The organism is Rathayibacter sp. AY1B5 (genome assembly GCF_002932795.1).
Classification (GTDB): Bacteria; Actinomycetota; Actinomycetes; order Actinomycetales; family Microbacteriaceae; genus Rathayibacter.
Map to the genome: position 1 here is coordinate 223,016 of NZ_PSWM01000002.1, position 18,437 is coordinate 241,452.

Sequence of the window (18,437 nt, forward strand, 5' to 3'; positions counted from 1 at the left end):
CGAACGGCCCCTGCGTAGGCTGGCCGCATGACGAACGAGTGGGGAACTCCGGATCCGTCCGCCCGGCGAGACCGGTCCGCGGAGGCCGTCCCGGCCGCCGCCTCCGGCGAGGTGGTGGAGCCCGCCCGCGTCGAGGACGCCGAGCGCGCTCTCGCCGTGCGGGAGGTCAAGCGGCGCCGCGACTTCCTGGGCTCGGTCGGCGGTTGGGCGAGCGTCTCGGCGATCACGACCGCCGTCTGGGTCGGCACGGGTGCCGACGGCTACTTCTGGCCGATCTGGCCGATGATCGGGATCGGGATCGGCGTCGTCGGCCAGGCCGTGTCGATCTGGGGTCCCGCCCGCAAGGAGATCACCGAGGCGGACATCGCCGCCGAGATGCAGCGCCGGGAGAAGCGCGGCCGCTGATCAGTCCAGGCGGCCGACCGAGGTGACGCGGACCACGGCAGCGCCCTGCTCGTCCGACTCGGCGAGGTCGACGGTCGCCGAGATCCCCCAGTCGTGGTCGCCGGCCGGATCGTCGAGGATCTGCCGCACGAGCCACTGCGTCGGCTCCTCCGTGACGAGCAGCATCTTCGGCCCCCGGGCGTCGGGCCCGATGCCGATGCTGTCGTGCTCGTCGTAGTAGTCGTCCAGAGCGGCGCCCCACGCGTCGGCGTCGAAGCCGGCGGCGGCGTCGAGCTCGCCGAGCGCCTCGTGGTCGTCGAGGGCGGCGAGGGTCACCCGGCGGAACATCTCGTTGCGCACCAGCACGCGGAAGGCTCGGTGGTTGGCGGTGAGGCGGCGCGGAGCGGGCGGCACGATCGCCTGGTCCGCCGCGTGGAGCGCCGGATTGACCAGCTCCTCCCACTCGTCGACCAGCGAGGAGTCGACCTGGCGCACGAGCTCGCCCAGCCACTCGATCAGATCGTGCAGCTCCTCGTTCTTGAGTTCGTCCGGGATGGTCTGGCGAGCCGCGCGGAACGCGTCCGACAGGTAGCGCAGCACCAGTCCCTCCGAGCGGGAGAGCTTGTAGAAGGCGGTGTACTCGCCGAAGGACATCGCCCGCTCGTACATGTCGCGCACGACCGACTTCGGCGAGAGCTCGAAGTCCTTCACCCACGGCTGCGCGGCGGTGTAGGTCTCGAACGTCGCCTCGAGGAGCTCCTCGAGCGGCTTGGGGTGCGTGACGGACTCGAGCAGCTCCATCCGCTCCTCGTACTCGATCCCCTCGGCCTTCATCGCGGCGACGGCCTCGCCGCGGGCCTGGAACTGCTGGGCCCCGAGGATCGGGCGCGGGTCGTCGAGGGTCGCCTCGAGCACCGAGATCACGTCGAGCGCGAAGCTCGGCGACTCCGGGTCGAGGACGTCGAACACGGCCAGCGCGAACGGCGAGAGCGGCTGGTTGAGCGCGAAGTTCGGCTGCAGGTCGACGGTCAGGCGGATGCGGGTCACGCCGTCGGCGCCGACGCTCTGCTCGACCACGCCCGCCTCCCGCAGCGTCCGGTAGATGCCCAGCGCCCGCCGGGCGATCTGCAGCTGCCGCTTCCACGGCTCGTGGTTGTCGAAGATCAGGGCGTGCACGTTCGCGTAGGCGTCGCCGCCGCGGGCGATCACGTTCAGCAGCATCGCCGAGGTGATCGTCATGTGCGAGGTCAGCGTCTCGGGCTCCGCGTCGACGAGCTTGCGGAAGCTCGGCTCCCCCCAGCTGACGAAGCCCTGCGGCGCGCGCTTGGCGACCCACTTCCTCCGCTTCTTCGGGTCGTCGCCCATCTTGTCGAGAGCCTTCCGGTTCTCGGACTCGTGCTCGGGAGCCTGCACGACCACGGTCCCGGCGGTGTCGTAGCCGGCGCGACCGGCGCGGCCGGCGATCTGGTGGAACTCGCGGGCCGAGAGCTGGCGCGTCCGGGTGCCGTCGTACTTGGTCAGCGCCGTGAGCAGAACGGTGCGGATGGGGACGTTGATGCCGACGCCGAGGGTGTCCGTGCCGCAGATCACGCGCAGCATGCCCTGCTGGGCGAGCTGCTCGACCAGCCGGCGGTACTTCGGCAGCATGCCGGCGTGGTGCACGCCGATCCCCAGGCGGAGCAGGCGGGAGAGGGTCTTGCCGAACGCGGTGGTGAACCGGAAGCCGCCGATCACCTCGGCGATGCGGTCGCGGTGCTCCCGGGTGGCGATGTTCGCGCTGGTGAGCGCCTGTGCGCGCTCGAGAGCGGCCGCCTGGGAGAAGTGCACGACGTAGACCGGCGACTGGTTCGTCGAGAGCAGCTCCTCGATGGAGTCGTGGATCGGCGCGATCTCGTAGAAGTAGTGCAGCGGCACCGGGCGCTCGACGCCGGTGACCCGGGCGGTCTCCCGCCCCGTGCGGCGGCTGAGGTCGGCGGCGAGCGCCGTCACGTCGCCGAGGGTGGCCGACATCAGCACGAACTGCACGTGCGGGAGGGTGAGCAGCGGCACCTGCCAGGCCCAGCCGCGCGCCGGGTCCGCGTAGAAGTGGAACTCGTCCATCACGACCTGGTCGACCGGGGTGTCCTCGCCGTGCCGGAGCGCCAGGTTCGCGAGGATCTCGGCCGTGCAGCAGATGATCGGCGCGTCGGCGTTCACCGAGGAGTCGCCGGTGACCATCCCGACGTTGGAGGCGCCGAAGACGTCGACCAGCGCGAAGAACTTCTCGGAGACGAGCGCCTTGATCGGCGCGGTGTAGAAGCTGCGGCGCCCGGAGGCGAGCGCCGCGGCGTGCGCGCCGATCGCGACGAGCGACTTGCCGGTGCCGGTGGGCGTCGAGAGGATCAGGTTCGCCCCGGAGGCGATCTCGAGCATGGACTCGTCCTGCGCCGGGTAGAGCGGGAGGCCGCGCGACTCCGCCCACTCGGTGAAGGCCAGGTAGACCGCGTCGTCGTCGACGCGCCCGTCCGCGTCGGGCGTCGGCATCCGGTCGAGCAGCGTCGAGGTCATCCCCCCATCCTCCCAGCCCGAGGCCCGCGAGTCGGTGACCGGGCCGCTACACCGCCGGCACGCCGCTCGGGTCCGATCCGTCACGAACGGCCCGTACGCCCCCGCCTCACGGGCCTCGGGTGACGGACCGGACCGCCGGAGCGAGAGCCCCGTCGACGAGTCCGACGACGCGGTCGGCGTCGACCAGCACGGCGGGGTCGTGCGAGACGCAGACCACGGTCGCGCCGCGGTCCGCCTCCGCGTGCAGGACCGACCGGATCCGCTCCGCACTCGCCGAGTCGAGGCCGGTGGTGGGCTCGTCCAGGAGCAGCAGGTCAGCCCCGCGGGCGAGCCCCTGGGCGAGGAGCGCCCGCTGCCGCTGACCGCCGGAGAGCACCGCGAAGGGCTCCCGGGCGAGCGCGGCGATCTCCATCCGGTCGAGCGCGGTGGCGATCGCGTCCGCTGCGCGCGCGTCGCTGCGGCGGAGGCGGCCGAGCCGGCCCCAGGTCCCCACCGCCACCACGTCGCGCACCGTCACCGGGAGCCGGTCCGGGATCGACGCCCGCTGCGGCACGAAGGCGATCGCTCCGGTGACATCCCGCGTGCCGGACGTCAGAGGACGCACTCCGGCGATCACCTCCAGCAGCGTCGACTTGCCGGCGCCGTTCGGCCCGGCGATCGCAGTGAGCGAGCCCGCGGCGACGTCGAGATCGACGCCCGCGAGAGCGCGGTGGGAGCCGAAGTCGACGTGCGCGCCTCGGAGGCGGACAGGGGGCGCGGGCAGGGGTGGGACGTCCATCCCGACGAGCGTACACGGATGATAACCGTTCTCATTATCGTGTACGGTCGGGCACCATGCCCAGCCTCCTCGCCGGAATCCTCGAGCCGTTCGCTCTCGACTTCCTCCAGCGCGCCCTCCTCGGCGGCGTCCTCGTCGCGGTCCTCTGCGGCGTCGTCGGCACCTGGGTGGTCCTCCGCGGGATGGCCTTCCTCGGCGAGGCGCTCGCCCACGGGATGCTCCCCGGCGTCGCCCTCGCGACGGTGCTCGGCGCTCCCGTCCTCGTGGGCGGCGCCGCCAGTGCGGTGCTGATGAGCCTCGGCATCGCGGCCCTGCAGCGGCGCGGACGCCTGTCCTACGACACCAGCATCGGCCTGCTCTTCGTCGCCATGCTGGCGCTGGGCGTCATCGTCGTCTCGCACTCGGGCAGCTTCGCCACGGACGCGACCTCGATCCTCTTCGGCGACATCCTCGCGATCACCCCCGTCGACATCGGGCTGCTCGCCGCCGCCGCCGGAGCCGGCCTCCTCGTCGCAGCGGCCTTCCACCGCCCGCTCGTCGCCCTGGCACTGGATCCGCGCATCGCCGCGGTGCTCGGCCTCGGTCCGCGCTCGGCTCAGGCCGCGCTGGTCGGCCTGGTGACCCTCGCCGTCGTCGCCTCCTACCAGGCGGTCGGCTCGCTCCTCGTCGTCGGACTGCTGCTGGCCCCCGCGGTCGCCGCCGGGCACTGGACCACCCGCATCCCGACCCGGATGCTGCTCGCGTCAGTCCTCGGCGCGGCCTCCGTGCTCGTCGGCCTGCTCGTCTCCTGGCACGCGGCGACGGCCGCGGGCGCCTCGGTCGCCGGCTCGGCCGTCGCGGTCGCCGCCGTGTCCTGGGCGGTCCGCTCGGCCGCGTCGGCTCTCGCGTCCCGGTCGGACCCTCGGCCGGTCGCCGCATGAGACCTCCCCGGCACCGCCCCTCCCCCGCTCCCTCTCGAAAGGACTCCGTGCACTCCCGAACCACCGCCACCGCCCTCCTGGGCGCCCTCGCGCTCGGCCTGGCCTCCTGCTCGACCGACGCCTCCGCGCCGGCCGCTGACGACACGGGCTCCGGGCACGGCGCCGTCGCGAACGCCGCCGAGCTCGCCGAGCCGCGCCTCGGGCTGACCACGATCGATCCCACCGGCGCCGTGTCGCACCTCGACCTCCTCGACGAGACGGTCACCGGCCTCGGCACCATCGGCGCCCCGAGCGCGATGACGACCGACGGCCGCTACCTCTTCGCGCAGACCGACGCGGGCGTCGAGATCGTCGACAGCGGCGTGTGGACCTGGGACCACGTCGACCACTTCCACTACTACCGCGCGGACCCCCGCCTGATCGGCACGGTCGAGGGCTCCGGGACGGCCGTCGTCGCCACGACGAACCTCTCGACCACCGGCGGCACCGGACTCTTCTTCCCCGACTCCGGCGAGGCGGTCCTCCTCGACACCGAGGCGCTGTCGACGGGCGCGATCGTCGAGCGGTTCCGGAAGGACCTCGAGCCCGGACCGGGGATGGTCGTGCCCGTCGGCTCCTCTGCGCTGGTGACCGAGGGCTCCGGAGCCGGGGCGGCCGTCGCCGGCTACGACTCGGACGGCGAGTTCACGGGCCTCCGCGAAGGCTGCCCCGACCCCGCCGGGACGATCACGACCCGCGTCGGCGCCGTCGTCGGCTGCTCCGACGGCGCGCTCCTGGCGTCGATCGAGGGCGAGGAGCTCGTCGTCGAGCGGATCCCCTACCCCGCCGGCACCACCGCACCACCCGCCACGTCGTTCGAAAACCGCGAGGGCCGCCCCACGGTCGCCGGTCTCGCCGGCGACGCGGGCATCTGGCTCCTCGACACCCGGGAGCGCTCGTGGACCCTCCTCCCCTCTCCCGCACCGCTCGCGCAGGTCACCGCGGTCGACGACGCGGACGAGACCGTCCTCGCCCTCGCCGCCGACGGACGCGTGCTGGTGCTCGACGGCTCCGACGGCGCGGTCCTCGCCGAGACCGCGCCCCTCGTCGCGGACACGACCGCGGACGGCTCGCGGCCCGTCCTGATCGCCGACCAGCAGCGGGCCTACGTCAGCGCGCCCGCCGAGCGGAGGCTGCACGAGATCGACTACGCGGACGGCGCCCGCCTCGCCCGCACCTTCGAGACCGCCTCCGAGCCGGCCTTCACGGCGGAGACGGGCCGATGAGGCGCCGCTGGGCGCTCGCGTCCGCCGCGGCGGTCCTGCTCCTGTCGGGCTGCACCGCCGCGGAGGAGGACGACCGGCCGCTCGTCATCGTCTCCACCAACATCCTCGGCGACGTCGTGGGCGAGCTCGTCGGCGACGAGGCGCAGGTCGTCACGTTGATGAAGCCGGACGCCGACCCGCACTCCTTCGAGATCTCGGCGCAGGAGGCGGCGCGCCTGCGCTCCGCCGACCTCGTCGTCTCGAACGGGCTCGGACTCGAGGAGGGCCTGCAGCAGCACCTCGACGAGGCCTCCGGTGAGGACGTCCCCGCGTTCGTCGCCGGCGACGCCGTCGACGTCCTCGACTACAGCGAGGGCGATGCGGAGGGGAGCCCGGACTCGCACTTCTGGACGGACCCCGGCCGGATGATCGACGTCGTCGACTCCCTCGGGCCCGTGCTCGCCGCGCTCGACGGCGTCGATCCGGCCGCCGTCCGGGACCGGACGGACGGCTACCGCGCCGAGCTCGAGCGGCTCGACTCCGAGATGGCCGCCGCGTTCGCCGCGATCCCCGCCGAGCGCCGCGCCCTCGTCACCAACCACCACGTCTTCGGGTACCTCGCCGACCGCTTCGACTTCGACGTCGTCGGCGCCGTCATCCCCGGAGGCACGACCCTCGCGGCGCCGTCCGCCTCCGACCTCGCCGACCTCGTCGACGCGGTCGAGCGGACCGGCGTCCCCACGATCTTCGCGGAGTCCTCGTCTCCCGACCGCCTGGTCCAGGCGCTCGCGAGCGAGGCCGACATCCGCGTCGAGGTGGTCGAGCTGTTCACGGAGTCCCTGACGGGGCCCGAGGGCGGCGCTCCCGACTACCTCGCCATGATGCGCGTCAACACGCATCGCATCGCCACCGGGCTCTCCCCGTGAGCCCTCCGATCCACCACCAGGAAGAAGAAGCACCCATGCAGAACACCCACGTCCGTCGGGCGGGCCTCGGCCTGATCGCCGCCTGCTCGATCACGGTCCTCGCGGCCTGCTCGTCGAGCTCGACCCCCGCCGCCGAGTCGTCGGCGTCCACCGCACCGGCCACCGAGGCCGCGGCGTCCACCGGAGCCCGCGTCGCCGTCGCCTACGAGGGCGGCGTCCTCGTCCTCGACGGCGAGACCCTCGAGACCGTCGCGGACCTGGACTCCGAGGAGTTCACCCGCCTCAACCCCGCCGGCGACGGCCGCCACGTCCTGGTCACCGTGAGCGAGGGGTTCCAGCTCCTCGACACCGCCGCCGGCACCGGCGGTGAGCCGGAGCTGACGGACATCGTCTTCCCCGCGGACACCCCGGGCCACGTCGTCCGGCACGCCGGGAGGACCGTCCTCTACGCCGACGGCACGAGCGACACGACCGTCCTCGAGACCGCCGACCTGGCGGCCTCGGACGGGATGCCCGCGACCGAGACCATCCCGGGAGTCGAGGCGCACCACGGCGTCTCGATCGTCCTCGAGGACGGCACCTTCCTCACCACGGTCGGTGACGCCGACGGGCGCACCGGCATCGAGGTGCGCGACGCCTCCGGCGCCGTGACGGCCACGAACGACCAGTGCCCCGGTGTCCACGGAGAGGGCACGGCCGAGAACGAGGTCGTCGTCTTCGGCTGCGAGAACGGCGCCCTGGTCTACGACGGCGGCGAGATCACGAAGCTCGAGGCGCCGGACCAGCCGTACGGCCGCATGGGCAACGCCTGGGTCAGCGAGACCAGCCCGATCATCGTCGGCGACTACAAGGACGACCGCGACGCCGAGGGCTACCTCCTGCACCGCGTGGCGCTGATCGACACCGAGGCGAAGACCCTCAACGTCGTCGACCTGCCCGAGGGCGTCGAGTACACCTTCCGCGGCGTCGCCCGCGGCCCCGACGACCTGGCGTACATGATCGCCTCGGACGGCGCGATCCACGTCCTCGACCCCCAGACCGGCGAGCTGACCGCCTCCTACCCCGTCGTCGACGCCTGGGAGAGCCCGGTCGAGTGGCAGGACCCGCACCCCGCGATCGCCGTCGCCGGAGACGTCGCCTACGTGACGGACCCGGCCGCCGACAGCATCCACGCCGTCGACCTCACCACGGGAGAGGTCGTCGCCACGGGCGAGCTCGACGTCACGCCGAACGAGATCGCCGTCGCCGCGAGCTGACGACCGGCGCGGAGGAGGGGCGCGGGGCCGTGGGCTCCGTGCCCCTCCTGTTCACCTGGAGGGGCCAGGATCTCCGCATGACGACCGACTTCGACCTCGACCAGGTGGTGCGCGACGTGACCGCGAACGTGCGCAAGAAGTTCCCCGACCACTCCGAGGAGCAGGTCGCGCCGCTCGTGCGCGAGGAGCTCGCGGGGCTGCAGGACCGGCCCGTGCAGGACTACCTGACGGTCCTCACGGAGCGGGCGGTCAAGCGCCGCCTCAAGCGCGAGGCGCGCGGGGAGTAGACCGGGTCAGGCGAGCGCCCGCTCGATCGACGCCCGCAGCGCCGGAGCCGGCCGGAGCGCACCCGCCTCCTCCGCCTCGAGGAGCGCTTGCGCGTCCGCCGGGCTGTGCTCGCGGTACCAGCGGTCGACCGGGACGCCGTGCGCCGGCCGGCTCAGCACCTCGACGGCGTCGCCCGCCTCCACCGATCCGCGGTGCAGCACCCGCAGGTACGCGCCCGTACGCCCCTCGTCCGCGAAGCGCTTGACCCACTGCGGCTCTCCGAGGGCCCGTTGGAACGTCGCGCACGGCGTCCGCGGCATCGTCACCTCGACCTCGACCGCCGCGCCGATCCGCCAGCGCTCGCCGATCACGGCGCCGCTCACGTCGAGGCCCTCGATCCGCAGATTCTCGCCGAACATCCCCGCCGCCACCGGCCGACCCAGTCGCTCCGCCCACCAGAGCGCGTCCTCGTCGGAGTAGGCGTAGAGCGCCTTGTCGAGGCCGCCGTGGTGCGCGCGATCGGCCTGCACATCGCCGTAGAGGCCCAGATCGCGCACGCCGACAGGACCCTCGACCGGCCGCTTGTCGATCGCGGTCACGCCGACCGTGCCGGAGTCGGGCAGGAGGCGGGCGACGCGGCACACGGCGAGCAGGCGGGGCATGCCGCCATGGTGCCAGCACTAGGCTCGCCGCGTGCGCGACGCGACCGCTCCTCCCCGGCTCGACCCCCTCCTCCTCGACGGCCTCGCCGAGGGCTGCGCCGGGGACACCGGTGCCCGCGAGCACGCAGAGGGTCTGCGCTTCACCGGCACGGACCTCACCGGCACCGACCTCACCGCGGCCTCCTTCAGCGAGTGCGTGCTGGCGGGAGTGGTCCTGGACGGGGCCCAGCTGCGCGCCGCGTCGATCACGGAGTCACGGCTGGAGCGCCTGGACGTCCCCGGCCTCTCGGCGCCGCGGAGCCGGCTCCGCTCCGTGGAGCTGCTCGCCTCGAGGCTGGGCTCGGGCGAGCTCTACGAGAGCACCTGGGAGCAGGTGCGCGTGGCCGACTGCAAGCTCGGCTACCTGAATCTCCGGGGCGCCACGGTGCGCGACGTGCTGCTCGAGCGCTGCACGATCGACGAGCTCGACCTGGCGGGAGCGACCGGCACGCGGCTGCGCCTGGTCGACTGCGACGTCCGCTCGCTCGATCTCTCCCGGGCACGGATCGAGCACCTCGATCTGCGCGGCGCCGGGCTGCATGTGCTCACCGGGCTGGACGGCCTCCGGGGCGCCACCCTCTCCGAGCTGCAGCTCAGCCTCCTGCTGCCGCTGTTCGCGGAGCACTTCGGGGTGCGGGTGGGCTGAGCCGCCGGTCCGCCTAGCGCCGGCGGGCGATCAGCCGCGTCAGAGCGCGGCGGCCGAGGAGGAACACGGCCAGCACGACGGCCGTCACGATCACGAAGCTCCACTGCACGCCCTGCCCGGAGGCGATCCGCAGGAGCATCCCGCCCGCGACGGTCACCGCCCAGACGACGAGCCCGGCGGGCACGATCCGGTCCGGGGAGCGCCACGAGCGCGTGACGACCCAGCCGAGCAGGAGCGCCGCCAGGAACGGCCAGAGCGTGGTGAGCAGGCCGATCAGCGCCGACCCCTCGTCGTGGCTCCCGCGGCCGATCAGCACGAAGACCAGGACGAGCACGGCGTCGAGGGCGAGGCCGAGGCCCGCGTGCCGGGTCATGCGGGCTCCGTCACGAAGTCGATGAGCTGCTCGACCCGGCCCAGCAGCGCCGGCTCCAGGTCCTGGAAGGTGCGCACCCGGCCGAGGATGCGCTGCCAGGCGCGCGCGATGTCGGCCTGCTCCTCGTGCGGCCAGCCGAGCGCCTCGCAGATCCCGTGCTTCCACTCGGTTCCGCGAGGGATCTCGGGCCAGCGCTCCAGGCCGATCCGGCCGGGCTTCACGGCCTGCCAGACGTCGATGTAGGGGTGGCCGACGACGAGGACGTGGGCGCCGTGCGGACCGGCGGCGACCTGTTCGGCGATCCGCGACTCCTTCGAGCCGCGCACCAGGTGGTCGACGAGCACGCCGATGCGGCGCCCCGGACCGGGCCGGAACTCTCGCACCAGCTCGTCGAGGTTGTCGACGCCCTCGATGTACTCGACGACGACGCCCTCGACCCGCAGGTCGTGGCCCCAGACCTTCTCGACCAGCTCGGCGTCGTGCCGGCCCTCGACGTAGATGCGGCTGGGCAGGGCGACCCGTGCCTTCGCGTCGGCGACGTGGAAGGAGCCGGAGGCGGAGCGCGCGCGACCGAGGCCGGCGTCGCGCTTCAGCCCGGGCGCCTTGAGCGACACCGGCTTCCCCTCGAGGAGGAACCCGGGCCCCAGCGGGAACACGCGGACCTTGCCGAACCGGTCCTCCAGCCGCACCATCCGCAGCTCCACTCCGAGCACGGCGCCCACGAAGCCGGAGGCGACCTCCTCGACCACCAGATCGCGCTCGGCCTCGACCACCGCCACCTCGACCCTGCCGCGGGCGCGCCAGTCGCCGGCGAGCACGTCCTGCCCGTACCTGTCCTCGTCCATCGCACCGAGGGTAGCCGGAGGCGCGCGGGGCGCCGCGCGGACACGGCGCATGCACCTCTGCTTACATGAGCAGATGACCGAGGACCTCGAACCCGCCGCCGAGCTCTTCAAGGTGCTGTCCTCCTCCTCCCGGCTGCGCCTGCTCCGGGCCCTCGCCGAGGAGACGTCGACGGTCGGGCGGCTGGCCGAGGTGACCGGGCTCTCGCAACCGCTGGTCTCGCAGCACCTTCGCATGCTCCGCACCGCCGGGCTCGTCGCGGTCGAGCGCGTGGGCCGCGAGGCGCACTACTCCGTCGCCGACACCCACGTCACGCACATCGTCGACGACGCTGTCCGGCACGCGCTGGAGGGGTGACCTCCGTCCTTGCCGGGAACGATGATCGCTCTCGATTAGGCGCATCCATTGCAATGCGTTTATGGATCTGGTCGACTGGAGCCCGTCGCGTCCGCGGCCCCCGCATCCGGAAAGGCAGCACCATGAGTACCACCGATCTCCACGCCGAGCACCCCGTCACCGAGCACGAGCACGGCGAGGGCTGCGGCCACCCGGCCGTGCAGCACGAGGACCACGTCGACTACGTCCACGGCACGCACCACCACGCCCTGCACGGCGACCACTACGACGAGCACGAGTCGGAGGCCGAGCACTCGACCGCCGACCACGAGCACGGCGACGCCTGCGGGCACGAGACCGTGCAGCACGACGACCACGTCGACTTCGTCCACGACGGCCACAAGCACGCCGCTCACGCCGGCCACTACGACGAGCACTGAGGCCGTGCGCGACGGGAGGGCCCGCACCCTCCCGTCGGCGCTCAGCCCTGACGGGCCTTGAAGCGCGGGTTCAGTGCGTTGATCACGAAGACGCGGCCGCGGCGGCGGACCACCTGCGAGCCGGGCTGCGCCTTCACCGACCTGAGGGAGTTGCGGACCTTCACGGATGCTCCTGTCGTTAATGAGAACTGTTATCGATAGAGTAGCGGCTCATGGATCCCCGCCACCCCGCACCCCCCGCACTCGCCGTCACCCTCGTGAGCGCGACCGAGCCCCGCGACGCCCGGCGGACCGCCGCACTCCTCGCCGGCAGGCCCGAGTCCCGGATCGACCTCGAGGTCGATCCGCCCGGCGCCGACGGTCCCGCTCTCGCCGAGGAGCTCCACCGGCGCCTCGCGGCCGACGCCGACGACGGCCACCGCGGTCACACGGTCGTCGCCCTCGATGGCCAGGCGGACCCGCTCGAGATCGGACTCGTCCTCGAGCACCTCTGCGCGCAGCGGCATCCGGCCGACACCCGCATCGCGATCCTCGACGTGGTCGCCGTGACGTCGACGGAGGAGATCCTGCGCGTGCTCTGCGGCGGCGCGGGCCCCTCCTTCGACTCGGCGGAGCGCCTCGCCGCCCGCCTGGAGTTCTCGAGCCTCATCGCCCTCGCCGAGCCCCTCTCCGACAGCGACCCCGAGCGGACCGCACTCGTCCGCGACCTCCTGCGAGCACTCGCCCCCACCGCCGATCTCCTCCCCGCCGGTGAGCTCCCGGCGGCGCCACGGAGGCTCCACCCCCGGCGCGCGCACGCGATCGCCTCCTCGATGGGCTGGCAGTGCGCCCTCAACGGGACCTCGCGGCGCCGCGCCTCGGGCACGACCGTCGAGGAGTTCGTGTTCCGCGATCCGCTGCCCTTCCACCCCGGCCGCCTGAGCACGGCGGTCCACGGGGAGCTGGTGGCGGAGAAGGTGGGCCGCATCCTCCGCTCCCGCGGCCTGGTGCGCCTGGCGACCCGCGCCGACCGGGTCGGCTCGTGGTCGGTCGCGGGCGACGTGCTGACCCTGGATCCGACGAGCCTGCTCAGCTGGGACGAGGACGCGCCTCTGGGCCAGGAGCTCGCCTTCTTCGGGACCGGCCTGGACACCGGGAGGCTGACCGCCGTCCTGCAGAGCTGCCTGCTCACCCCCGAGGAGCTGCTGGCCGGCCCGGCCGCCTGGGCGGAGTACGCGGACCCGTTCCCGCGCTGGGTGGACGAGCACCGGAACTGAACCGAGCGCCCTCCGTCGCGCGGGACTCGACGAGAGCGACCCGCCAAGGACACCATTAGGCGAATGGTCCTCCGAACGCGCCATCGGACTTCTGGAACCCGCCCGATCATTGATGATCTGCGATAACCCTGCAATTGTGACTGGTGTCAAAGATGACGTTGAAAGAAGGAGATGTTCTTGCCAGGCACCAGAAGATCGGTTCGAGCGTTGCTCATGGGCACCGTACTTGCTTTCACTTCATTGGTCGCGACACCTGCGACGGCCGATCCGGGAGTCGTCACAGCGACCCGAACAGCAGAATCGACAATGCAATCTTTCGGCTTGCTCACGCCTATCGCCGCCTCCAGTGAACGCGCCGCTCGACTAAGCTCCGAATCAGAGCACCTGGAGCCGAGCGGCTCCCTCTCGACGAAGTCCGGCCTCACGGTCGAATACAGGAACCACAGCGTCGGCATCACTCCAGGAACCGCTGTCCGATCGGCGAGCGTCGGGCCTTCAGGCGCGCTCGTCTACAACATGAGCGACTCCTACGATTACGCGTTCACAGGGGCAGGCCATGTTCTCAATGCGGGCTTTGCTCTCATCAAGGACCAGGCAGCCCCATCTGATTACAGATTCGACGTGACCGTGGATGGAGAACCCGCCATCCTCGAGTTCATCGACCACTCGGTTGCGGTGAAGGATTCACACGGACGGACCGTCAACTTCATAAATCCGGCCTGGGCCTCAGATTCCACCGGCGCTCCTGTCAGGACCAGTTTCTCGATCGACGGCGGCACGCTGGTGCAGAGAGTGCATCACACGGACGCATCCTATCCCGTGGTCGCCGACCCCAGCCTCGCCTGTGACACCGCATTCTGTACAATCATGCTCAACAGAACCGAGACGAAAACCGCGTCGCAATCTACCGCAGCAGCGGCAGGATTACTGTGCGGATCAATGACGGCCGCATTCGCCCCCCTCGGAGCGGTGTGCGGCGCTTACGGCGCCGTATTCCACGTCGCCGCAGTTCAAGCGAACAACTCTGGCCAGTGCCTCGGCGCACGCTACCTCACTATAGGTGGCTCTCTGCACCCGGTCATCCAGCGCTGTTAGAGCGCGCGAAGAACAGCGAAGGAGATTCAATGGCCTCTGATCACGATCTCAGTCGGGCGATGCGCCGAGAATTGCGCAATCCCATCCTTGGAGGATTGGCGCTTCTGCTGTTCGGCGGTACAGCGGTTCTATTGCTTCTGTTCTGGTTCACCGATGCACGCGCCGTTCTCACGCCCTTCGTCGGGCCTGGAACGGGACTGGTCCTCACTGCTTTTACCGTGGAGGTAGCTCGACGCGCTAGGAGGCGCATGCGCGCGGAGGAGCGGGAGAGCTGACCTCGGAGCCTCGATCGACGGAGATTCTCGTCGCGCCATTGAGCGGCGAAAATCTCCGTCGCCGGTGGAGGACATCCCGTGTCTGACCAGCCCGGCCGGTATACGCCAACCGGAGTCGAACGATCGGACTATCCAATTTGGGATGCAACCGACATCTACGGCAAACGAAGAGTGATCGACGGAGGGGACGCAGCGCGGCCGTCCACCGTGCGGAGACGACGGGCGACCGCAGCGCCGACGGGCTCCGGGACGCACGGAGCCGACCGTGCGCCGGGAGTGTGACGCGCGGAGGCTCCCTCCGGGCGGCGGGTGGGTAGGCTGACCGGACAGCACGTGCTCCGGGGTCGGTGGGAATTCCGAACCGGCGGTCACAGTCCGCGAGCCGCAGCCCCTCGAGAGGGGCGGCGGTTGACCTGGTGGAACTCCAGGACCGACGGTGAAAGTCCGGAGGAGAGGCAGCACGAGCGTCGCGCATCACCGCGCGATGCTGAGCGACGGTGCCCGCGCACATCGCTCGAGACCCCGGAGTTCGGCGACGAACGGAAGAACCGGGAATGACGATCGACTACGAGCACGCGATGCGCCGGGCGCTGGCGCTCGCCGAGCGCGGGCCCGCCCGCGGACCCAACCCGCGCGTGGGCTGCGTGATCCTCGCGCCCGACGGCACCGTCCTCGGCGAGGGCTGGCACCACGGAGCCGGCACCGCGCACGCCGAGGTCGACGCGCTCTCGCACGTCGCACCGGGCGCCGCCGAGGGCGCCACGGCCGTCGTCTCCCTCGAGCCGTGCGACCACACCGGACGGACGGGCCCCTGCAGCCGCGCCCTGATCGAGGCAGGCGTCTCGCGCGTCGTCTACGCCGTGCCCGATCCGGGCGAGCGCTCGGCCGGCGGCGGTCGCACCCTCCGCGAGGCCGGCGTCGAGGTGATCGAGGGCGTGCTCGCCGAGGAGGGCGAGCAGTTCCTCCACCCGTGGCTCACCGCGACCCGCCTGCACCGCCCCTTCGTCACGCTCAAGTGGGCCTCGACCCTCGACGGCCGCACCGCGGCGGCGGACGGCAGCAGCCGCTGGATCACCGGAGCGGCGGCCCGCCAGCGCGTGCACGAGCAGCGCGCCGCGCACGACGCGATCCTCGTCGGCACCGGCACCGTCCTGGCCGACGACCCCGCCCTCACCGCCCGCGGCGACGGAGGCGAGCTCCTCGCCCACCAGCCGGTGCCCGTCGTCGTCGGCACCCGCTCCGTGCCGTCCGGCGCCCGCCTCCACGAGCACCCCCGCGCCGTGATGGTCGAGCGCACGCACGACCTCGCCGCGGTCCTCGCGCACCTCTACTCCGCCGAGATCCGCAGCGTCTACGTCGAGGCCGGGCCGACCCTCGCCTCCGCGCTCGTCGCCGCCGGGCTGGTCGACGAGTACCTCGTGTTCCTCGCGCCCGCACTCCTCGGCGGCCCCCGCCTCGCGCTCGGCGACCTCGGCGTGGAGAGCATCGGCGAGGCCCGGCGACTCTCCCTCCGCTCGGTCGAGATCCTCGGCGACGACCTCCTCGTGACCGCGCGCCCCGACGTCCTCCCCGCGGGCGGTGCCGGCACTCCGGCCCGCCTCCCCCACGCCCTGCAGATGGAGACCCACTGATGTTCACCGGAATCATCGAGGAGAAGGGCGTCGTGACGGCCGTCGAGGCGGGAGCCGACGCGATCCGCCTCAGCATCCGCGGGCCCCTCGCCGTCGAAGGCGTGCGGCACGGCGACTCGATCGCGGTCTCGGGCGTCTGCCTCACCGTCGTCGAGCACACCGACGACGGGTTCACCGCCGACGTCATGGCGCAGACCCTGCGGATGTCGACCCTCGACGGCGTGAGCGTCGGCGACCCCGTCAACCTCGAGCGCGCCGCGCTGGTCGGCGACCGGCTCGGCGGCCACATCGTCCAGGGTCACATCGACGGCACGGCGACCCTCCTCTCCATCGCCCCGGGCGAGGCCTGGCGGGTGCTGCGGTTCTCGCTGCCGACCGGCATCGCTCCGCTCGTCGTCGACAAGGGCTCGATCGCGGTGGACGGCGTCTCGCTGACCGTCTCGGCGATCAGCCCCGCCGCCGAGCCGGAGCAGTGGTTCGAGGTCTCGCTGATCCCCGAGACGCTCGCCGTCACCACGCTGGGCGCGCGCGCGGTCGGCGAGCAGGTCAACATCGAGACCGACGTCCTGGCCCGCCACGTCGAGCGGATGCTCGCGCTGCGCTCGGTCGAGGAGGCCCGCTCATGAGCCTCGCGACCATCCCCGAGGCCGTCGAGGCCCTGCGCGCCGGCCGCCCGATCATCGTCGCGGACGACGAGGGCCGCGAGAACGAGGGCGACGTCATCGTCTCGGCCCAGCTCGCCAGCCAGGAGACGATCGCCTGGATGGTCCGCCACTCCTCCGGCTTCATCTGCGCTCCGATGACCAACGAGATCGCCGACCGGCTCGCCCTGCCGCTGATGGTCGTCGAGAACGAGGACCCGCGCGGAACGGCCTACACGCTCTCGGTCGACGCGGCCGACCGCCTCTCCACCGGCATCAGCGCCTCCGACCGTGCGCACACCCTCCGCGTGCTGGCCGACCCCGAGGCGACCCCCGCGAGGCTGCACCGGCCCGGCCACATCCTTCCGCTGCGCGCGGTCGACGGCGGCGTGCGCGAGCGCGACGGGCACACGGAGGCGGCGGTCGACCTGATGAAGCTCGCCGGCCTCTACCCCGTGGGCGCGATCTCCGAGATCGTCGCCGAGGACGGGGAGATGATGCGGCTGCCGGGGCTGATCGCCCTCGGCGAGCGCGAGGGCGTGCCGGTCACCACGGTCGCGGCCCTCATCGCGTACCTGCAGGAGTTCCACTGCGACACCGAGGTGCCCGTGGCCGTCGCGGTCCCGGAGAGCGCGCGGGTGAGCTTCGAGGTCGAGACCACGGTGCCGACCACGCACGGCCCGTTCCGGATCCGCGCCTACCGCGATCGGCAGACCGGAGCGGATCACGTCGCGATCCTCGCGGGAGAGGTCGCCGCGGGGCGGCCCGCCCTGGTGCGCGTGCACTCCGAGTGCCTGACCGGAGAGGCGTTCGGCTCGCTGAAGTGCGAGTGCGGACCCCAGCTCGACGCCGCGCTCGACACGATCCAGCGCGACGGAGGCGTCGTCGTCTACCTCCGCGGACACGAGGGACGGGGCATCGGCCTGGTCAACAAGCTGCGCGCCTACCGCCTGCAGGAGGACGGCCTCGACACCCTCGACGCCAACCTCGCGCTCGGACTCCCCGCCGATGCGCGCGACTACGGAGCGGCCGTCGGCATCCTCGAGGACCTCGGCCTCACCGAGGTGCGCCTGCTCACCAACAACCCCGAGAAGGTCCGCCAGCTCACCGATCGCGGCATCGTCGTCGCGGAGCGCGTGCCGCTCGTGGTCGGCGTCGGCGCCTTCAACGAGGGCTACCTCGAGACCAAGCGCGACCGCATGGGCCACGCTTTCGACAGCGTCCTCGACCACGACCCCCTCGATGCCGGGATCTCCGGCCTCGCCCTCGACGCCGGGATCGCCGGCGCCACCACGAAGGAGTAGCAATGGCCGGTAGCGGCGCCCCCACCACCTCCCCTCTCGACGGCGCGGGACTGCGCGTCGTCGTCATCGCGGGGACCTGGCACGAGCAGATCAGCGACGGCCTGATCGCCGGAGCGAGCCGAGCCCTCGACGAGGCCGGAGCGTCCTGGTCCCTCGTGCGCGTGCCCGGCTCGTTCGAGCTGCCCGTCGCCTCGAAGGCGGCCCTGGAGGCGGGGGCGGACGCGGTCGTCGCCCTCGGCGTGATCATCCGCGGCGGCACCCCGCACTTCGAGTACGTCTCGGACGCCGCCACCTCCGGGCTCACCACCGTCTCGATCCTGACCGGCAAGCCGGTCGGCTTCGGCGTGCTCACCCTCGACACCGAGCAGCAGGGCATCGACCGCGCGGGTCTTCCCGGCTCGAAGGAGGACAAGGGGCGCGAGGCGGCCGAGGCGGCGGTCTCGACCGCTCTGCTCCTCCGCTCCCTGCGCAGCTGAACCACTGCGGGCGGCCCCCGTCCTGGGGTCGCCCGCACACGAACCTGGGAGAACACGGAGTAAAGTGGACGGGTCGTCACGAGCGACGCCTCTCTCCT

Annotated in this window: 22 protein-coding genes and 1 riboswitch; of the genes, 16 read left to right on the forward strand and 6 right to left on the reverse strand. The window is 72.3% G+C overall.

The window, feature by feature from the left end:
* Positions 1-27 precede the first annotated feature (27 nt).
* The gene (locus C5D44_RS03105; RefSeq protein WP_104280799.1) at positions 28-405 is read left to right on the forward strand and encodes a 2TM domain-containing protein; all 378 of its coding nucleotides are present in this window, start codon (positions 28-30) and stop codon (positions 403-405) included.
* Here the strand turns inward: C5D44_RS03105 and C5D44_RS03110 are convergent, their stop codons facing one another.
* Both C5D44_RS03110 and aztA read right to left on the reverse strand, forming a co-directional pair.
* Positions 406-2,931, reverse strand: coding sequence for an RNA helicase (locus C5D44_RS03110; RefSeq protein ID WP_104276363.1), 2,526 nt, complete (start codon positions 2,929-2,931; stop codon positions 406-408). It abuts the gene before it with no gap.
* A 106-nt stretch (positions 2,932-3,037) separates the two neighbouring features.
* Positions 3,038-3,709: a zinc ABC transporter ATP-binding protein AztA gene (gene aztA / locus C5D44_RS03115; RefSeq protein ID WP_104280800.1), complete on the reverse strand. Its 672-nt coding sequence runs from the start codon at positions 3,707-3,709 to the stop codon at positions 3,038-3,040.
* Between the two features lie 56 nt (positions 3,710-3,765).
* Between aztA and aztB the strand changes: the two genes are divergently transcribed.
* The 5 genes from aztB (at position 3,766) to C5D44_RS03140 (ending at position 8,342) form a co-directional block, all read left to right on the forward strand.
* Positions 3,766-4,629: a zinc ABC transporter permease AztB gene (aztB, locus tag C5D44_RS03120; RefSeq protein WP_104280801.1), complete on the forward strand. Its 864-nt coding sequence runs from the start codon at positions 3,766-3,768 to the stop codon at positions 4,627-4,629.
* Positions 4,630-4,676: 47 nt separating this feature from the next.
* A complete protein-coding gene (locus tag C5D44_RS03125; RefSeq protein WP_104280802.1) occupies positions 4,677-5,894 on the forward strand; it encodes an ABC transporter in 1,218 nt (405 codons plus the stop codon).
* A complete protein-coding gene (gene aztC / locus C5D44_RS03130; RefSeq protein ID WP_104280803.1) occupies positions 5,891-6,799 on the forward strand; it encodes a zinc ABC transporter substrate-binding protein AztC in 909 nt (302 codons plus the stop codon). The genes C5D44_RS03125 and aztC overlap by 4 nt, the downstream gene beginning before the upstream one ends.
* 35 nt (positions 6,800-6,834) lie before the next feature.
* Positions 6,835-8,055: a zinc metallochaperone AztD gene (gene aztD / locus C5D44_RS03135; protein WP_104280804.1), complete on the forward strand. Its 1,221-nt coding sequence runs from the start codon at positions 6,835-6,837 to the stop codon at positions 8,053-8,055.
* A 77-nt stretch (positions 8,056-8,132) separates the two neighbouring features.
* Positions 8,133-8,342, forward strand: a complete 210-nt coding sequence (locus C5D44_RS03140; RefSeq protein ID WP_068254857.1) for a three-helix bundle dimerization domain-containing protein — start codon at positions 8,133-8,135, stop codon at positions 8,340-8,342.
* A gap of 6 nt (positions 8,343-8,348) precedes the next feature.
* On the opposite strand, the gene C5D44_RS03145 is transcribed toward C5D44_RS03140, so the two are convergent.
* A complete protein-coding gene (locus C5D44_RS03145) occupies positions 8,349-8,984 on the reverse strand; it encodes an MOSC domain-containing protein (RefSeq protein ID WP_104280806.1) in 636 nt (211 codons plus the stop codon).
* Between the two features lie 31 nt (positions 8,985-9,015).
* On the opposite strand from C5D44_RS03145, the gene C5D44_RS03150 reads away from it, so the two are divergent.
* On the forward strand, positions 9,016-9,669 hold the full coding sequence (locus tag C5D44_RS03150) for a pentapeptide repeat-containing protein (RefSeq protein WP_104280807.1): 654 nt from the start codon (positions 9,016-9,018) through the stop codon (positions 9,667-9,669).
* A 13-nt stretch (positions 9,670-9,682) separates the two neighbouring features.
* On the opposite strand, the gene C5D44_RS03155 is transcribed toward C5D44_RS03150, so the two are convergent.
* The gene (locus tag C5D44_RS03155) at positions 9,683-10,042 is read right to left on the reverse strand and encodes a DUF3054 domain-containing protein (RefSeq protein WP_104233715.1); all 360 of its coding nucleotides are present in this window, start codon (positions 10,040-10,042) and stop codon (positions 9,683-9,685) included.
* The gene (locus C5D44_RS03160) at positions 10,039-10,887 is read right to left on the reverse strand and encodes a DUF3097 domain-containing protein (protein ID WP_104226898.1); all 849 of its coding nucleotides are present in this window, start codon (positions 10,885-10,887) and stop codon (positions 10,039-10,041) included. The genes C5D44_RS03155 and C5D44_RS03160 overlap by 4 nt, the downstream gene beginning before the upstream one ends.
* Before the next feature lie 73 nt (positions 10,888-10,960).
* On the opposite strand from C5D44_RS03160, the gene C5D44_RS03165 reads away from it, so the two are divergent.
* Positions 10,961-11,242, forward strand: a complete 282-nt coding sequence (locus tag C5D44_RS03165; protein ID WP_104222235.1) for a helix-turn-helix transcriptional regulator — start codon at positions 10,961-10,963, stop codon at positions 11,240-11,242.
* A gap of 122 nt (positions 11,243-11,364) precedes the next feature.
* Positions 11,365-11,661, forward strand: a complete 297-nt coding sequence (locus C5D44_RS18375; protein ID WP_104222233.1) for a hypothetical protein — start codon at positions 11,365-11,367, stop codon at positions 11,659-11,661.
* A gap of 41 nt (positions 11,662-11,702) precedes the next feature.
* On the opposite strand, the gene ykgO is transcribed toward C5D44_RS18375, so the two are convergent.
* Positions 11,703-11,825, reverse strand: coding sequence for a type B 50S ribosomal protein L36 (gene ykgO, locus C5D44_RS03175; protein WP_104280808.1), 123 nt, complete (start codon positions 11,823-11,825; stop codon positions 11,703-11,705).
* 48 nt (positions 11,826-11,873) lie between these two features.
* Here ykgO and C5D44_RS03180 point away from each other — a divergent pair, with 48 nt between their 5' ends.
* The 7 genes from C5D44_RS03180 (at position 11,874) to ribH (ending at position 18,339) form a co-directional block, all read left to right on the forward strand.
* Positions 11,874-12,917, forward strand: coding sequence for a GTP-binding protein (locus C5D44_RS03180; protein WP_104280809.1), 1,044 nt, complete (start codon positions 11,874-11,876; stop codon positions 12,915-12,917).
* Between the two features lie 213 nt (positions 12,918-13,130).
* Positions 13,131-14,012 (forward strand): hypothetical protein, encoded by an 882-nt coding sequence (locus C5D44_RS17575; protein ID WP_146087962.1) that lies wholly within the window; start codon positions 13,131-13,133, stop codon positions 14,010-14,012.
* Between the two features lie 29 nt (positions 14,013-14,041).
* Positions 14,042-14,287, forward strand: coding sequence for a hypothetical protein (locus C5D44_RS17580; protein WP_146078468.1), 246 nt, complete (start codon positions 14,042-14,044; stop codon positions 14,285-14,287).
* 331 nt (positions 14,288-14,618) lie between these two features.
* Positions 14,619-14,751, forward strand: a riboswitch (FMN riboswitch).
* Between the two features lie 90 nt (positions 14,752-14,841).
* Positions 14,842-15,918 carry a bifunctional diaminohydroxyphosphoribosylaminopyrimidine deaminase/5-amino-6-(5-phosphoribosylamino)uracil reductase RibD gene (gene ribD, locus C5D44_RS03185; RefSeq protein ID WP_258065211.1) on the forward strand — a complete coding sequence of 359 codons (1,077 nt, stop codon included), beginning with the start codon at positions 14,842-14,844 and terminating at the stop codon, positions 15,916-15,918.
* Complete coding sequence (locus C5D44_RS03190) at positions 15,918-16,544, forward strand: riboflavin synthase (protein WP_104280810.1); 627 nt, start codon at positions 15,918-15,920, stop codon at positions 16,542-16,544. Before ribD ends, C5D44_RS03190 begins: the two co-directional genes overlap by 1 nt.
* The gene (ribA, locus tag C5D44_RS03195) at positions 16,541-17,863 is read left to right on the forward strand and encodes a GTP cyclohydrolase II (RefSeq protein ID WP_104280811.1); all 1,323 of its coding nucleotides are present in this window, start codon (positions 16,541-16,543) and stop codon (positions 17,861-17,863) included. Before C5D44_RS03190 ends, ribA begins: the two co-directional genes overlap by 4 nt.
* A gap of 2 nt (positions 17,864-17,865) precedes the next feature.
* Positions 17,866-18,339: a 6,7-dimethyl-8-ribityllumazine synthase gene (ribH, locus tag C5D44_RS03200; RefSeq protein ID WP_104250609.1), complete on the forward strand. Its 474-nt coding sequence runs from the start codon at positions 17,866-17,868 to the stop codon at positions 18,337-18,339.
* The last annotated feature ends 98 nt before the right edge of the window (positions 18,340-18,437 follow it).

Bases quoted from the DNA above. Each gene is read 5' to 3' on its own strand.
- C5D44_RS03105 (WP_104280799.1), top strand. From the start codon at position 28: ATGACGAACGAGTGGGGAACTCCGGATCCGTCCGCCCGGCGAGACCGG.
- C5D44_RS03110 (WP_104276363.1), bottom strand. From the start codon at position 2,931: ATGACCTCGACGCTGCTCGACCGGATGCCGACGCCCGACGCGGACGGG.
- aztA (WP_104280800.1), bottom strand. From the start codon at position 3,709: ATGGACGTCCCACCCCTGCCCGCGCCCCCTGTCCGCCTCCGAGGCGCG.
- aztB (WP_104280801.1), top strand. From the start codon at position 3,766: ATGCCCAGCCTCCTCGCCGGAATCCTCGAGCCGTTCGCTCTCGACTTC.
- aztC (WP_104280803.1), top strand. From the start codon at position 5,891: ATGAGGCGCCGCTGGGCGCTCGCGTCCGCCGCGGCGGTCCTGCTCCTG.
- aztD (WP_104280804.1), top strand. From the start codon at position 6,835: ATGCAGAACACCCACGTCCGTCGGGCGGGCCTCGGCCTGATCGCCGCC.
- C5D44_RS03140 (WP_068254857.1), top strand. From the start codon at position 8,133: ATGACGACCGACTTCGACCTCGACCAGGTGGTGCGCGACGTGACCGCG.
- C5D44_RS03145 (WP_104280806.1), bottom strand. From the start codon at position 8,984: ATGCCCCGCCTGCTCGCCGTGTGCCGCGTCGCCCGCCTCCTGCCCGAC.
- C5D44_RS03155 (WP_104233715.1), bottom strand. From the start codon at position 10,042: ATGACCCGGCACGCGGGCCTCGGCCTCGCCCTCGACGCCGTGCTCGTC.
- C5D44_RS03160 (WP_104226898.1), bottom strand. From the start codon at position 10,887: ATGGACGAGGACAGGTACGGGCAGGACGTGCTCGCCGGCGACTGGCGC.
- C5D44_RS03165 (WP_104222235.1), top strand. From the start codon at position 10,961: ATGACCGAGGACCTCGAACCCGCCGCCGAGCTCTTCAAGGTGCTGTCC.
- C5D44_RS18375 (WP_104222233.1), top strand. From the start codon at position 11,365: ATGAGTACCACCGATCTCCACGCCGAGCACCCCGTCACCGAGCACGAG.
- C5D44_RS03180 (WP_104280809.1), top strand. From the start codon at position 11,874: ATGGATCCCCGCCACCCCGCACCCCCCGCACTCGCCGTCACCCTCGTG.
- C5D44_RS17575 (WP_146087962.1), top strand. From the start codon at position 13,131: ATGGGCACCGTACTTGCTTTCACTTCATTGGTCGCGACACCTGCGACG.
- C5D44_RS17580 (WP_146078468.1), top strand. From the start codon at position 14,042: ATGGCCTCTGATCACGATCTCAGTCGGGCGATGCGCCGAGAATTGCGC.
- ribD (WP_258065211.1), top strand. From the start codon at position 14,842: ATGACGATCGACTACGAGCACGCGATGCGCCGGGCGCTGGCGCTCGCC.
- C5D44_RS03190 (WP_104280810.1), top strand. From the start codon at position 15,918: ATGTTCACCGGAATCATCGAGGAGAAGGGCGTCGTGACGGCCGTCGAG.
- ribA (WP_104280811.1), top strand. From the start codon at position 16,541: ATGAGCCTCGCGACCATCCCCGAGGCCGTCGAGGCCCTGCGCGCCGGC.
- ribH (WP_104250609.1), top strand. From the start codon at position 17,866: ATGGCCGGTAGCGGCGCCCCCACCACCTCCCCTCTCGACGGCGCGGGA.